This window comes from Lacibacter sp. H375 (assembly GCF_037892425.1).
GTDB lineage: Bacteria > Bacteroidota > Bacteroidia > Chitinophagales > Chitinophagaceae > Lacibacter.
In genome coordinates, this window is record NZ_JBBKTT010000001.1 from 1,248,172 (window position 1) to 1,263,580 (window position 15,409).

A 15,409-nucleotide genomic window follows, 5' to 3' on the forward strand; every position below is an offset into this window, starting at 1 on the left:
GTTTGTATTAAATCAGATAAAAAGAAAAGAGATCGATTGAAACAAATCAACCGATCTCTTTCCCCCTCTTTCAAAACTTTTAGCTAAGTTTTTGCATCGCCTCTTTCAGCTTGCCTAAAAATTCGGGGATCTCTTCTTTACGACAGGTACCAACACTCAAGCGATACCAAGGAGAAGTTTTACTTGCACCAAATGCAGTGAAGGGAACAATTGCCAGCTTTGCTTCGTCCAATAAATATTGTGTTACATCTGCCTGTGTCTGTAATACATTGCCATCAGCTTTTTTCTTTCCAACAAGATCAATTTTTATGGTGAGATAAATAGCGCCCTGCGGAGCAACCACATCAACAGCAAATCCTTCGCTCTTTAACTGCAACAGACCTTTCGAAATTTCAGTGAGCCGGTAGCTGATCTCCTCTTTAAAATGGACGAGGTAACGATCAATATTTTCTCTCTGTAATAAATATTTTGCTGTTGCTTTCTGTTCAGCCATTGGTGCCCACGCACCAACATGTGAAAGTATAGCCTTGAGCTTTGAAATGATCAACTCAGGACCAACAGACCAGCCGACACGAACGCCGGTTGCTGCAAACACTTTGCTGATACCATCTACAAACACGGTGATCTCTTTCATCTCCGGACGGAGTGTAACGGGATTGTAATGTTCGTTTCCGCCAAATGTCAATGTCCAATACATTTGATCGAACATCAGGAATAATTTCTTTGCGCCTTCTGCTCTTGATCTGTTCTCCTCCAAAATCATATCACAGATCTTTTCCAGTTCTTCTTTCGGGAACATTGTACCTGTTGGATTTTGCGGTGTACACAAACACAGCAGGGTAGCGCCTTTAATATGTGGCTTGATATCGTTGGCTGTCGGCATGAAATTATTCTCAACAGTTGCTTCGATCAACACATGCTCTGCTTCTGTAAAATGTGCGTAGTGATTATTATTCCAGGAAGGTGCTGCATAAATTACTTTATCACCCTTGTCAACAATGGCACGAAAAATTGCATAGATAAGTGGACGACCACCTGAAGCAATTTGAATTTCATTCACCCCATAATCTAATCCTTCACGCTCTTTTAAAAATTGCGAGACACTTTGCCGCAAATCCAGAATTCCTTCAGCTGCAGGGTAAGTAGTAAAGTGATGTTTATAAGCATCAATAATTTCATCTTCCAGTTCCTTAGGTATAGGAAATACACTGCTGTCGAAATCACCAATGGTGAAATTGTAAATGTGTTCGCCTTGGCGCATACGTTCTTTGATCTGGTTACCCAGTTTTACAATTTCAGAACCTATTAATGTTTCGGCGAGATGAGATAGCTTCATGTACTTATTTTTTGTAGTTCCGTTTTTGGCGGATCATAATTCTGCTCAATTTTTAAGAAAGCGCAAAAGTAGGGCAAGACCATGAAAAACGATCAACTGTTCGTTTATTGACATAGTACAAAGAGCCTCTTACTCTAAGCAGTTGCATTATTCTTCCATACGATCCAAACAACCATGTTCTTTTTTTAGAATATCATCATATGCATCGGCTTTCTGAAATAACTCACGAAACTGCAGCTCTCCATTTTCATGTGAAAGATCAAGGTCATAGATAATACGACTCAACACAATATTCTGGTTTTGGCAACTCAGCACCAGGCCCTTGTTGTGATAATTTTCCTGCAATAAATATTGATACAGCGGTTTTATCTTCGTCCCATCCGATGGCAGCAGGCAGAGATAAGCATCGCTGGCAATAAAATAATTTTCAGGATTATAACGGATAACAATTTTTGCACTCCCTTCTTTTACGCTCCAGATGTTTACTCCCTCCCGTGCAAGTTTAATATCCTTACCTAACGCTCTCAGAATATTTTCGATAGTCTTACTCACACCAACGGGTTCGTACTCTTCTGTTGGCAATTCGGGAAGTTTTACTTCGCTGCCGCATGAAGGACAATATTTTCCATTGTCAATATTCTCTGGCAATACCAAAAACTCACAGGCATGACAACGGGTAGAAGGTTTGCCTTTATAAGGCGCATAAATATCCAGCGCCGTTCGCAGGTATTGTTCAGGCAATGCGAAACCAAGATTATCGCCTCCACGTATGATGAATGTGTTTACACCAATTACTTCTCCATTCATGTTCACCAATGGTCCACCGCTGTTACCGGGATTAATCGCTGCATCAATTTGTATGTACTTTAATCCTTCCCGCACACGATCAACTTTCGAGATCACACCTTGAGTTGCTGTATAATTTAATCCGTACGGATGACCAATTGCGATCACCGGATCTCCATCTTTCATTCGTGCATATTCGCCCAGTTTTATTTCAGGCAACTGTACTTGTGGCGGTGCCTGCAAAAAAGCAAGATCATGTTTACGATCGGTATACCACACACGACTTAATTCTTTTTCAAATTGTTTGCCCGCAATGGTTACCTCAGTATTTGTGTCAACTACATGATTGTTGGTGACAATAAGATCATACTTGCGCAGGTAAAAACCAGTGCCTGTACCTGTTTGTGTGGCAATTTGTATGATGGTATCCTTGAAGGAATCAACTATCTCGACCGTTGATGGCATTGATTATATTTGATTTTAATGATGAGATAATTTACTTGACTTCCGTATTCACAAACTCTATCTCTGCTGTAAACGATAATGTAAAACTGAGTAATGAATCATATTTCAGGTTCTCTGTTTTGAAATTGATCTGTGGATATTTTTCACGCCATTTATCTATAATGGCGGAGATCTTTTGCCCGATCAATTCTCTGTTGAATTGTTGTGTTTTGCTGTTATATAACTCTTCAGTAAAACCAAGATCACGGAAAAAATCTGCATACGATATTTTCATTAAAATAAGATAGAGATCAGTAATTGGCTTTGGTAAACTGAAATTATACTGGCAATAACCCAATCCATATTCACTTATCTGTTGTGCCACATATGGTTGATTATTGTCTTTGAACCAAACCGTGTTTTGGTTAGCACCAAAAATAGAATCAGCAATTATTTTTTGCTGTGTTGGCTGTGTAATTGCAAAACTGTGTTTGCTCCTGAAGAGGCTCGGGAAAACATCTTCTTTTGTTTTCGTCATCATCTTTAAAAAGCCCTGTAGCATTGTTTTGTTCTTTTCACTTGCCGGTTTATCGTCTTTCATAAAGAAAACCGCAACAAGATCTTCAAGATCGTATAACAACCGGCTCTCCGGCACAATCAAAAAATCGATTCGGTAAGCAAGATTCAGCAGCAGGTAAGAAATTCCGCCGCTCATTTTGTCCGGATCCAACTGTTCAATGGCCGACGCTGTTTCCCTGATCCATTGAATAAGATAATTATACTTCACTTCCTTTTCTGAATCAGCTATCTGTTCTATATGTTCTGTATCTATTGGCAACAGCGTTTGAAAATCCTGTAATAACAGATCGTCCTGCTTATCGGCCCGGGTGGCTAATTCCTTGAACGCATAATAAAGCTTGTTGGGATTGGCCGTATTCATCTCTGTATCAAAACACATACAAAGGCGGTCAGCATCCAGCCCGTATCTGCAATAAAAGAGATTAAAATTATGTTCCAGCAAGCGACGCATCACCGGTACAGAAGGCAGCACCATGCGGGCCAATGTTACCTCGGCCGACAGGCTTTCCCCGTTATAGCGTCCACGAACCAGCTTACTTCCCTGGTAAAATGTAAAAGTTTTTTCTGTACCACTGGTTGATGTTTGCACATTTTGCAAGTCATCATCACGCATATAATCAAAGAAAGCTTCTATGCTTTCATAATATTTTTTTTCTTTGAAGAGGTTTTCCGCATCGGCCCATCGTTTTGTTTTATGCAGGGTTTTATTGTTATCGCTGTAACGTCCAAAAGTAATGGGTGGTGTTACCGCTTCCGGGATTTGTTTTTTCTTGGTCCAGCCAAATAGTTTGTCCAGCATCTTCAAGCAATTAATAAGGTCGAATGTACAATGATTTTACTGCAATGTTTTCTTGTTTTACAGGCATTCTTCCCCTGTGAGTAAGGCTGAAAACAAGTTGATAATTTAACCCTTATCTTGCAGGCTCATGAGGCAAAAATGCCTTACCTTCCCCGTTATTAAATTAAGAACAGCGTTATGAAGTTTATCGTTTCGTCATCGGCTTTACTGAAACAACTGCAGCAGATCAATGGTGTAATTAATGCCAACACCGTATTACCCATTCTGGAAGATTTTTTATTTGAGATCAACAAGAACAAGCTCACCGTGGTTGCTACCGATCTGGAAACTGTGATGAAGATCCACATGGATATTGAAGCCAAAGACAATGGCCGGGTGTGTATTCCTGCACGTATCCTGATGGATACCTTAAAGAATTTACCTGATCAACCACTCACCTTTAATATTGATAAGAACTTTGGTATTGAAATTACCAGCGACAGTGGTAAGTATAAAGTAATGGGCGAAAACCCAGACAATTTCCCGAAAGAACCTGTGGCTGATGATACTACTTCATTCACCACTACTTCTTCAGCATTGGTTACTGCCATCAACAAAACATTGTTTGCGGTGAGTAATGATGATCTGCGTCCTGCAATGACGGGTGTGTATTTCGAACTCGATAAAAAAGGATTGACCTTTGTTGCAACAGATGCACATCGTTTGGTACGTTACAAGCGTACTGATGTAAGTTGCCCGAAGAGTGAAAACTTCATCGTTCCAAAAAAACCATTGAACTTATTAAAAACAGCATTGCCTGATAATGAAGATGAGATCACACTCTCTTACAACAGCAACCACCTGTTTGTTGTTCATGGTACAACTGAACTTGTCTGCCGCTTGATCGATGCTCGTTTCCCTGATTATAAAGTAGTGATCCCTGCAGATAATCCTTACAGCATGATCGCAGGACGCAACGAATTGGCTGGTGCATTACGACGTGTAAGCGTGTTCAGTAACAAGAGTACTAACCAGGTGGTGTTGAGCATTGGCGGAAGTTCATTGCAGTTAGCTGCACAGGATGTTGATTTTAGTTTTGAAGGTAATGAGCGTATGAAATGCCAATACGATGGTGAGGATATGCAAATTGCTTTCAATGCAAAATTCTTAGTGGAGATGCTGAACGCTGTTGAAACAGACGAAGTAAAAATGGAATTGAGTACGCCGACAAAAGCCGGCCTCATTAAACCAACAGAACAAAACGAAGGTGAAGATGTGTTGATGCTGGTAATGCCGCTTATGTTGAATCAATAAAGAATATAGAAACCAATACTAACAATAAAAGTCCCGCTTGCAAGAACGGGATTTTTTATTGAACATTATTTTACAGGTATATTGTTGGCTTCGAATGTTGAAATTAAATCTCGCATTTTGTGTTCGGAGAAGTGATCTAAGTTCATATTAACCGTAAACACAAGCGTTTTCTCTTTCAAAATTTCAACAGAAAGAATTTTTCGTTTTGGAAGCCATTTACTTTTTGATTCCCAATCTTCTTTTTTAACGTGCATGTTTTCAAACGAAGTTTTCATTTTTCTCAACTTCGTTAAATAACCTTTTGAATAGAAATGAAGTTCCTTATTATCCTCATCAAATCTGATTTCCTGCACTCTGTCAACCAGCATTAAACGGACGATACTTACTAATAAAAAAAAGTAGAATAAATAGGGAGCATTATTTGATTTATGCGGAAAAAACAGCAGCAAAACACCTAATATCACTAGATAAGAGATAAGGGAACAGGCTATTTGCAAAAAGAATTGATGCTTTAGTAACGGCTTATCAGTTATAAATGCTGTCATGGTATAATGCCTTTACAAAATAATGAATCTTTTCATTGTATTTTTAGTCATGAGCTACACCATCCTCAACACATACGATAACTACATCGACGCCAACCTTCACATGATGCAACTACAGGAAGAAGGCATCAACTGCTGGCTCAAAGATGAAAACACAGTTACCATCGATCCGCTGTTGACCAATGCCATTGGCGGTATTAAGCTCATGGTGCATGAAACACAAAAGGACCGGGCAACAGATCTGCTGCGTACCATCGTCAACAAAGCAAAAGAGAACCGGGCCTGCCCTTACTGCGGATCATTGAATGTGGAGTATATTTTCAGCAACCGGAAAACGTCTAATTGGTTCAGCGCCATTTTTACTTATCTGTTAGGAGGCTATGCTCTGGCTTCTGAAAAAATGTATCATTGTTTTGATTGCGAAAAAGAGTTTTCTGAAGTGAAAGAAAAACCGTCTGACGCCCTCGTCTGACGGATGAGAACTCCCAAAAATACTGTCAGACGAGGGCATCAGGCAGGCATTAAACAATTTTTTTTCATCCATGAAAGCCTTCGTAACTTTTGACCTAATTGTAACGCCATGTGGAACGACATCCTGAACCACTTTCAAACACTTGAACATCGTCCGCTCGAACGGATGGCGATACTTGTGGGTGGTCTTTTACTTTTCTGGATCATTGAAGGGGCTATCCCTTTGTTTCCGCTCCGTTACAAGAAAACAAAATTGCGCCATGCAGGTGTAAACTTTGTGTTCACCGTTATCCATCTCATCATTCATACATTCCTGGCAATACTCATTATCAAGTTATCAGATTGGTGTGCGTCAGCTGAATTTGGTCTCGTATACTGGACAAATGCCAACATACTTGTTACCATTTTTATTGGTGTGCTTGCTCTCGATTTCAGCAGCTGGTTGGTGCATCTCGTAATGCATAAAGTGCCTTTGCTCTGGCGTTTTCATCTTATTCATCACAGCGATACCAATGTGGATGTAACAACAGGTCTTCGTCATCATCCCGGCGATAGCTTGTTGAGAGGTATCTTTTTTCTGCTGCTCATCTTTATTTCGGGCGCACCGATGTACAGCGTAATGATCTATCAAACGCTGGTTGTGCTGGCAACTGCATTTACACATGCCAACATCCGTCTGCCGGTAAAACTTGATAAAGCACTCAGTTATATTCTCATTTCACCCAATATGCACAAAGTGCATCATCACTGGAAACAGCCTTATACCGATAGTAATTATGGTGCTGTTTTCTCTATTTGGGATCGCCTGCTTGGTACCTTCACCAGTCTTGATATAAAGGATGTGCGTTATGGCCTCGACCGGTATTATCCTGAAGAGAAAGACGAAAATGTAATGGAGCTGCTGAAAAAGCCCTTTGGCAAACTGGAAAAATAGACCAGCTACGTCGAAACTCTATCTCCTGATTTCATCATTTTGCTGATAATATTGGCTAAAGCAGGCAGTTCAAAAAAAATCTCTAACTTTTTAAAAAATATTTTCTATTGATAAAGCGCTGTAAAACAGCGCTTTAATTTTTATAAACTATCGTTTTCTGCCAGCTACTAAAAAAAAGATGGTACTTTGTGTTGCATAGTACTGAATTTTCATTAGCTTTGTTTTGTCAATGTAATTAAGGTGATTGGAAGGCAGAAGCAAAAAGGAAGAGCTCTCCCCAATGATTCTCCACCACCTTTCACCAAATAAACAAACTCCTCAGGTTATGAATATCGAGAACACACAAAGCCAGATGCGCAAGGGAGTCCTGGAGTTTTGCATTCTCTCCGTTATCCAACGGGGCGAAGTGTACCCCAGTGATATTATTGAGGAAATGAAAAAGGCAAACCTTAACATCCTCGAAGGAACCCTGTATCCACTACTTACCCGATTGAAAAATGCCGACCTGCTAACTTACCGCTGGGTTGAAAGCAGCAGCGGCCCGCCACGAAAATATTTTGCACTAACAGAAAAAGGAGCAGCCTTTTACAAAGAACTGGAACAAACATGGAACGAAATGTCCAGTTCGGTTGAAGCCGTAACCAAGAAGAACGGCCGAGCCAATGCCGTTGTAACCGGTGAAAGCGTTCAGGTTCATCCTCCATCTGCTGAAAGCCCACTTTAACCATTAAACTGTTATTATTATGAAAAAGGTAATCAATATAAATTTCAAGGGCCGGGTGATACCCATCGAAGAATCGGCTTTTGAGCAATTGCAGAAATACACCGAAAGTCTGCGCCGCTACTTTGCCAACGAAGAAGGACGTGATGAGATCATCAATGATATTGAAGATCGTATTGCTGAATTGTTCGACGAAGAGCTGAAAAAAGGCGCCACTTGCATTACCGACGAAAGTGTTGCCACTATTTGCAGCAGCATGGGCAGCATCGAAGATTTTGAGCAGATGGATAATGAAACAGGTGCTTCATCAACTCACAGCAACTCTTCATCAGCATCTGCTGCTTCATCAACAGCATCTGCAACAGCCGATGAGCCACGTGGAAGCCTTGGCCGTAACGCCAACGATAAAATACTTGGTGGTGTATGTAGTGGCCTTGCTCATTATTTAAAGATCGATCCTACTGTAGTGCGTATTCTTTTTGCCCTCATCACCTTTGGTGGTTTTGGTACAGGTGTACTTATCTACATTGTTCTCTGGATCGTGTTACCATTGAAAGATCTCAAAACAAATATCCGCAAGCGTTTATTCCGCAATCCTGATGATAAAGTATTAGGTGGTGTTGCAAGCGGTTTAGCTAACTATTTCAATATACCGGTATGGGTACCACGTGTGGTATTCAGTCTACCCCTGATCCTCGGTATCATTTCATCGATCTTCCGCAATGCCATGTTCGATTTTGATCTTGAACCCAACATCGTATTCGGTGGCTTTGGCGGAACACTGTTTGTGATCTATGTTATTCTCTGGATCGTTTTACCAATGGCCAGCAGCGCAACAGATAAATTACAAATGCGTGGCGAAAAGATTGATGTGAACAGTATCAAGAATGCTGTGCAGGAAGAATTAGGCAGCGGTGGTACTATTAAAGAAAGAGCGGCTCAAATGAGCGAAGAAATAAAAGAAGGTGCACAACGTATGAGCGCAACCATCACTGAGGGCGCAAAACAAATGAGCTCCGAACTGGGATCAAAAAGCAAAGCATTTGCAGTTGAAGCCGGACCTATTGCCCGAAGCACAACAAGCGGTATTGGTCATGCAATTGGTGTACTGTTCAAAGCATTCTTCTTATTTGTAGCAGGTACAATTGGTTTTGTGTTGTTGATGGCATTAATTGGTGCTGTGATTGGTGGTGTTGCAGCGTTTCCTTTCAAAGGATTCTTTTTAGAAGGCACCTGGCAAAACATTGCTGCATGGGGCACGCTGCTTCTGTTCTTACTTGTTCCCGTGGTTGCATTATTAACCTGGGTAATCCGTAAGATCATTGGCACAAAAAGCCGCAACCCTTATTTAGGTTACACATTCGGTTTCCTTTGGTTTGTTGGTTTGGTTTGCTTCATCACACTTATTTCTTCCTTCTTCAACAACTTCCGTGTATCAGCACAAGAGCAGCAGGCGGTTGAAATTGCACAGCCTGTAACCGGTAAAATGGTTGTGAAAGTGCCAACAGCAAAAGTAAAAGTGTATGGCCGAGCGTTTGGTGTTGATGATGTGTTCAGTATGGATGGTGATAGTTTGTACATCAACAATATCCGTCTTCGTATTGTAAAAAGTACCGATAGCCTTTATCACGTAAAATATGATAAACGCAGCTCAGGCGCCACAAGAGATAAAGCACTTACAAATGCGCAATCAATTAAGTACAATGTAAACTTTAAAGACAGTGTGCTGTCACTCGACAAAGGTTTTACTGTAAGTGAAGAATCAAAATTCCGTAATCAGCGTGTGATCGTTACAATTGAAGTTCCTGTTGGCAAACGCATTTACATCGACAAAAGTGTTGATCGTTTAGAGTGGCACAACATTACGTTCAATGGTCGTGGCGGCGATTGGGAATGGGAAGATGATAACAGGTGGAGCCACACCGGTTGGAATGATACAAACGTGGAATACATTATGACCGAAGAAGGACTTGAACGTGTAGATGGTAAAGATAAAATTGAAAAAGTTGAACGTGAAGAAGGAACAATTGAAAGTGAACTGGAAAAGATTGAGCGTGAGAAAAGAGAGCTGAACGATCGTGAAAATGAATTAAAGAATAAGAAGAAAGAAAACGACAGTCTTCGCTACCGTTACAATCCTGAGGCACCTAAAACACCTCCAACAACACCTGCAAAACAGATCGTTGAACGAATAGCAACTCCTAACAGTGATGCAGTGATCATTCAGCCAATGACCATTAACGCACTGTAACCTCGGTTAAAGTTGGAACAGCCAACGGCCCCGATGTTTTGAAAGAAACGGAGGGGCTTTTTTTAAGGCGCACAAAATCATCATCATTACCATTAAACCTTTTTTATGCGACTACTTCGTTTCCTTACGCTCTTTTTATTGGCAGTTATTTTATTTGGTACTGCAAATGCACAAGATGCAAACCAGAAACACCAGGATAAAGAATTGTTTCAAACCATTTTCAAATTAGATAGTGCATGGTTTGCGGCATTCAACAAAGACATTACAGTTTTCAGCAGTTATATCGATTCCACGCTTGAATTCTATCACGACGGAAGTGGGCTTACTTTTTATGCAGATAACGTAGCTGCTTTTAAACGAATGATGGCCCAGACACCAGATTTAAAACGTGAGTTGCTAAAAGAAACCATGGAAGTATATCCCATTCCCGGTTATGGTGCGGTGCAGATAGCACAACATCGTTTCTGCCATATGGAAAATGGAAAAATGGATTGTGGTGTCTTCAAGTTTATTCATACCTGGAAAAAAACAGAAAAGGGTTGGAAGGTGACACGCATTATCAGCGTAGATCATTAATACATCCGCATTAACCATTACCTAATCATCATTGATGGCAACTGGTTCGCCTGTTGCATCAACACATTTACCTTATCATGAAGTCAAGAATTAAAAAGATTACAGAAGTTCTGTTTATCTGTCTTCTGATCATCGCTATTCTCTACGGTATACTTTGGCTGTTAGGTTATCTTCGGTAATTTTATTGCTGCAAAACCTGGCTTGGTTATGGAGCATCAACCACAAATCATAACACTACGTGCTGGCACAATCGAAGATCTGCCAATACTCGAGTATTGGGATGAACAGCAGCATGTGATCGATTGCGACCCCAGTGATGACTGGGAGTGGGCAACAGAATTACCAAAACAAGTTCCCTGGCGTGAACAACTCATGGCCGAACTGAATGGCCGGCCCATCGGTTTTATCCAGATCATTGACCCGGCATTGGAAGAAACACATTACTGGGGCGATGTCGAGCAAAATCTTCGGGCCATTGATATATGGATCGGTGAAAAAGAACATCTCGGCAAAGGATATGGCACACGCATGATGCAACTGGCCATTGAGCGCTGTTTTGCTGAAAAAAATGTTAGTGCTATTCTTATCGACCCACTTATTACCAACACAGCAGCACGTCGCTTTTATGAACGGCTTGGTTTTCGTTTTGTTGAAAACAGGACATTCGGAAACGATGAAACGGCTGTTTATATCTTAGAACGTAGCAATTGGTATGCTGCAAAATAATAGCCGTCTGCGCAATCGTTTTTTCAAAATCACCATTTATCAAAACTTCTCTCGGCTCATTCTCCTGCTTCCTTTACATTTGTGGCCATCACAAATGATTGAAGCATGAAATCAACTCCCTTTACAAACAAACACATTGCACTTGGTGCGAAGATGGCTGAATTTGCCGGTTACAATATGCCCATTTCTTATACCGGTATTAATGATGAGCATGCTGCTGTGCGTAACAACGCAGGCGTGTTTGATGTGAGCCATATGGGTGAGTTTATTTTAAAAGGTGAAGGAGCGTTGGATCTCATTCAACGTGTCACCAGCAATGATGCATCAAAATTAACAGCAGGTAAAGCACAGTACAGTTGCTTACCAAATGCGCAAGGTGGTATTGTAGATGATCTGTTGGTGTATTGTGTGGAAGAAAACAAAGTATATATGTTGGTAGTAAATGCCAGCAACATTGAAAAAGACTGGAACTGGATTCAGCAATTCAATACCGGCAATGTAGAGATGCACAACATCAGCGAAAGAACCTGTTTGCTTGCAATACAAGGTCCTAATGCAACAAAAATTCTGCAGCCGCTTACTGAAATGGATATCCTTAACCTGAAGTATTACACCTTTGTAAAAGGAGCGTTTGCCGGTGTGGAGAATGTATTGGTAAGTGCAACAGGTTATACCGGTGCAGGCGGTGTTGAAATTTATTTTGAAGACAGCAATGGTGCTGCTGATAAAATCTGGGATGCCATTTTTGAGGCAGGGAAAGCAGCTGGTATTAAACCGATCGGACTTGGCGCAAGAGATACACTGCGTTTAGAAAAAGGCTTTTGTTTATATGGCAACGATATTGATGATACAACTACTCCATTAGAAGGTGGGTTGGGTTGGGTCACAAAATTCAACAAAGACTTTACTGCAAAAGAAATTTTAGAAAAACAAAAAGCCGAAGGCGTAAAACGTAAGCTCGTTGGTTTTGAAATGATCGATCGTGGTATTCCCCGCCATGATTATAAGATCAAAGATGCTGATGGTAATGAAATTGGTAAAGTTACCAGTGGCACACAATCTCCTTCGTTACAAAAAGCGATCGGGCTTGGCTACGTCGCAACCACGCATTCAAATTTTGATTCGGAGATCTTTGTTGAGGTGCGTGATAAACTGTTGAAAGCAAAAGTGGTGAAAACTCCTTTCCTCTAAAAACCCTCCGAAAAAGTAAAAGGCATTATTCTTGCTGCTAAATAACAGCCGATGAGTCACCAACTAAAAAAGGTGACTCATTGTTTTTTAAACAACCATCTTCTATGCCATCAATTCACGTAACCACATTTATTGCCGCACCCATTGATCGTGTGTTCGATCTAAGCCGGCACATTGGTGTTCACAAAATTTCTCAACAGGATAATAATGAAGAAGCCGTTGGCGGCGTTACATCAGGCCTTATTAAACAAGGCGAGTACGTTACATGGAAAGCAAAGCACTTGTTTAAAACAAGATTCATGACCGTGAAGATCACGGAGATGAAAAGCCCCGATTATTTTGAAGATGTAATGGAGAAAGGCGATTTTATTTCTTATGCACACAAGCATCATTTCAAAGCTGTGAACAACGGCACCATCATGATCGATAAGGTTGAGTTTGAAGCGCCGTATGGTTCTGTTGGAAAACTCTTCAGCCGTATTTATCTCACAGGTTATATGAAACTACTTATTGAGAAACGGAACAATACGATTCGTGAGTATGCAGAAAGCACGAAGTGGCAGGCTTTATTATAATTTAAGTGTTTTTCCTGCTGTTGATATTTTGTACAAATAATCTTTATTGGTTATACTTGTATATAAATCGTATCCTGATGAAACCAGCAAGAATGCGCCTCTGGCTTATTGCTTTGTCTTTCGCCTTTTCCATTCCTCAACTATTCTCACAATGCTTGATGGTTCCTGTTTCATTACAGGAAAGAGTATCGTCCTCTGATCTTGTGATCAGCGGTGTTGTTACAGAAAAAGAAAGTTTTATTGATTCAAACACGATGCAGGTGTACACGGTTAATAAGATCAGTGTAAATGCATGGCTTAAAAACCAACGTGCATTGCCAACTGTTTATGTTATTACCGAAGGTGGGGTGTATAAAAACCGTTCAACGGTTGTTTATCCTTCGCTTCAGTTACAACAAAACACTCACTATGTTTTGTTTCTGCAAACAGCTGCAACTAAAAAGAAAAGCAAACAATTGCTGAAAAAAAATCCGAACGCTTTTCAAACCATTCCATATGCCGGTGCACAGGGTGCAATTATTCAGCAACAGAATTTGTTTATTGATGCTGTGCAAAACCAAAAGATGACAGAATCAGATTTACTCAACCGCATTAAACAAGTTAGTAAAGTAGAAGCATTAACGCCGGAAGGAAAAAAATATACTGCAGTTGTTGCCAATCCTGTTGCTAACAGAACAATGGCCATTACTTCTTTTTCACCCGGTACATCAAGAGCGGGGACTGTTGTTGCTGGCGACCAGATCACCATCAATGGAAGTGGATTTGGTGCAAGCGCCGGTACTGTTTATTTTACAAATGCTGATGATGGTGGTGCTACATTCATTGCATCATCACAACCGAGCGATATAATTTCCTGGAGCGATAACAGCATTACAGTGAAAGTACCTTCCTCAGCTGGTACAGGACCTATCAACGTCAACGGCAGTGCCACTTCTGTATCCAGTTTAAATGTGCAATACAGCCATATTGATATCAACCATGATTTCTTTGGCTTTGCATCAGCTACACGTCAACGTTATTATCTCCGCAATCTTGATGGAATTGGCGGATATACTTTTCAATTCAATACAAGTTTTGCGTCTAACACTGCAGCAGTTGCAGCGTTTAACCGTGCTTTGGTAAGCTGGCGTTGTGCTACAGGTGTTGGCTTTCGTGCAAGTGGTACAACTTCTGTTACCACTTCGGCCAACGATGGCGTAAACGCAGTTTACTTCAATTCAGCACTTCCCGCAGGAACACTCGGCGTGTGCACCAGCAATTTTGATGCATCAGCAACCGGCGGTTGCAATCAAAACAATACGGTATGGTGGTTGGCTGATATGGATATTCAATTCAGAGATATTCCTCTTGCGGGTTTTAACTGGGAGTTTGGTCCGGTATCTCCTTCCGGTTCTGAATTTGATTTTGAATCAGTGGCATTGCATGAACTTGGTCATGCGCATGGACTTGGTCATGTAATTGCGCCGGGCAACGTGATGCATTATGCACTTGCAAACGGAATCGTAGCAAGAACATTGGCAAGTAATGATATTGCAGGTGGTGCAGATAAGCTTTCGTATTCTGATGATCCAACTTGTTTTAACCCTGCCGGCTCCGGCACCGAAATGCAAACCGTTGCTTCGGGTAGTTGTGTAACATTACCCATTACACTTGGTGAATTAAAAGCTAAACGCATGACAAACGGTTTAATTCAATTAGATTGGAATACCATCCAGGAATTAAACAATGATGGTTTTATTGTTGAGCGTGGCGAAACTGCACAACGTTTTCAACGCATTGGTTTTGTAAAAGGCAAAGAGTTTTCTCTTGAACCTCAGAATTATAGTTTTCCTGATAACAGTGCCGGTCCTTATGGATGGTATTACCGTTTAATTCAAAAAGATCTTGACAATCACCTGGTGAGTTCGTCGATCATTTTTGTAAAAGGTGAAGAAACCAAACAGTGGAAAGTTTGGAGCAGTGAAGATGGTAATACTCTTTCCTTATACAATAAAGAATCACAAAACAGGAATGTGCAGTTCTTATTGTTTGATGCAATGGGTCACCTCATCTTCAACACAACTGTAACCAACGGTAAAGCACAGTTTAGTTTCTCACATCTGCGTAAAGGGTATTACAGCTATCGTGTTGCAGATGTAAATCAAACTATTTCAGGAAAGTTGGTACTTGGCAATTGATCGAT

14 protein-coding genes are annotated in these 15,409 nt (G+C 40.7%); 10 read left to right on the plus strand and 4 right to left on the minus strand.

The genetic code is table 11. From position 1 onward, the window contains the following. Nucleotides 1–79: 79 nt before the first annotated feature. The 3 genes from WG954_RS05430 to WG954_RS05440 all read right to left on the minus strand — a co-directional run bounded on the left by WG954_RS05430 (nt 80) and on the right by WG954_RS05440 (nt 3,944). Entirely contained in the window at nt 80–1,336 is a 1,257-nt protein-coding gene (locus WG954_RS05430; protein WP_340434380.1) for a pyridoxal phosphate-dependent aminotransferase, read from the minus strand. 147 nt (nt 1,337–1,483) lie between these two features. Then, nucleotides 1,484–2,587 carry a trypsin-like peptidase domain-containing protein gene (locus WG954_RS05435; protein WP_340434383.1) on the minus strand — a complete coding sequence of 368 codons (1,104 nt, stop codon included), beginning with the start codon at nt 2,585–2,587 and terminating at the stop codon, nt 1,484–1,486. A 31-nt stretch (nt 2,588–2,618) separates the two neighbouring features. Beyond that, complete coding sequence (locus WG954_RS05440) at nt 2,619–3,944, minus strand: type III secretion system chaperone family protein (protein WP_340434385.1); 1,326 nt, start codon at nt 3,942–3,944, stop codon at nt 2,619–2,621. A 177-nt stretch (nt 3,945–4,121) separates the two neighbouring features. Here WG954_RS05440 and dnaN point away from each other — a divergent pair, with 177 nt between their 5' ends. Then, nucleotides 4,122–5,237, plus strand: a complete 1,116-nt coding sequence (dnaN, locus tag WG954_RS05445; RefSeq protein ID WP_324229670.1) for a DNA polymerase III subunit beta — start codon at nt 4,122–4,124, stop codon at nt 5,235–5,237. Nucleotides 5,238–5,302: 65 nt separating this feature from the next. Here dnaN and WG954_RS05450 read toward each other — a convergent pair whose 3' ends face one another. After that, on the minus strand, nt 5,303–5,782 hold the full coding sequence (locus tag WG954_RS05450; protein WP_340434387.1) for a hypothetical protein: 480 nt from the start codon (nt 5,780–5,782) through the stop codon (nt 5,303–5,305). Nucleotides 5,783–5,831: 49 nt separating this feature from the next. Between WG954_RS05450 and WG954_RS05455 the strand changes: the two genes are divergently transcribed. The 9 genes from WG954_RS05455 (at nt 5,832) to WG954_RS05495 (ending at nt 15,404) form a co-directional block, all read left to right on the plus strand. Continuing rightward, nucleotides 5,832–6,254 (plus strand): putative signal transducing protein, encoded by a 423-nt coding sequence (locus WG954_RS05455; protein WP_340434388.1) that lies wholly within the window; start codon nt 5,832–5,834, stop codon nt 6,252–6,254. A gap of 108 nt (nt 6,255–6,362) precedes the next feature. Then, on the plus strand, nt 6,363–7,187 hold the full coding sequence (locus WG954_RS05460; protein ID WP_340434390.1) for a sterol desaturase family protein: 825 nt from the start codon (nt 6,363–6,365) through the stop codon (nt 7,185–7,187). Nucleotides 7,188–7,512: 325 nt separating this feature from the next. Next, nucleotides 7,513–7,911: a PadR family transcriptional regulator gene (locus WG954_RS05465; RefSeq protein WP_182802954.1), complete on the plus strand. Its 399-nt coding sequence runs from the start codon at nt 7,513–7,515 to the stop codon at nt 7,909–7,911. A 19-nt stretch (nt 7,912–7,930) separates the two neighbouring features. Beyond that, nucleotides 7,931–10,159, plus strand: a complete 2,229-nt coding sequence (locus tag WG954_RS05470) for a PspC domain-containing protein (RefSeq protein WP_340434394.1) — start codon at nt 7,931–7,933, stop codon at nt 10,157–10,159. A gap of 105 nt (nt 10,160–10,264) precedes the next feature. Continuing rightward, nucleotides 10,265–10,735, plus strand: coding sequence for a nuclear transport factor 2 family protein (locus WG954_RS05475; protein WP_340434395.1), 471 nt, complete (start codon nt 10,265–10,267; stop codon nt 10,733–10,735). Nucleotides 10,736–10,942: 207 nt separating this feature from the next. Continuing rightward, entirely contained in the window at nt 10,943–11,461 is a 519-nt protein-coding gene (locus WG954_RS05480) for a GNAT family N-acetyltransferase (protein WP_340434397.1), read from the plus strand. Nucleotides 11,462–11,566: 105 nt separating this feature from the next. Further along, nucleotides 11,567–12,652, plus strand: coding sequence for a glycine cleavage system aminomethyltransferase GcvT (gcvT, locus tag WG954_RS05485; RefSeq protein WP_340434399.1), 1,086 nt, complete (start codon nt 11,567–11,569; stop codon nt 12,650–12,652). A 104-nt stretch (nt 12,653–12,756) separates the two neighbouring features. Further along, on the plus strand, nt 12,757–13,227 hold the full coding sequence (locus WG954_RS05490; RefSeq protein ID WP_340434401.1) for an SRPBCC family protein: 471 nt from the start codon (nt 12,757–12,759) through the stop codon (nt 13,225–13,227). Nucleotides 13,228–13,304: 77 nt separating this feature from the next. Next, complete coding sequence (locus WG954_RS05495; RefSeq protein WP_340434403.1) at nt 13,305–15,404, plus strand: matrixin family metalloprotease; 2,100 nt, start codon at nt 13,305–13,307, stop codon at nt 15,402–15,404. Nucleotides 15,405–15,409 lie beyond the last annotated feature (5 nt).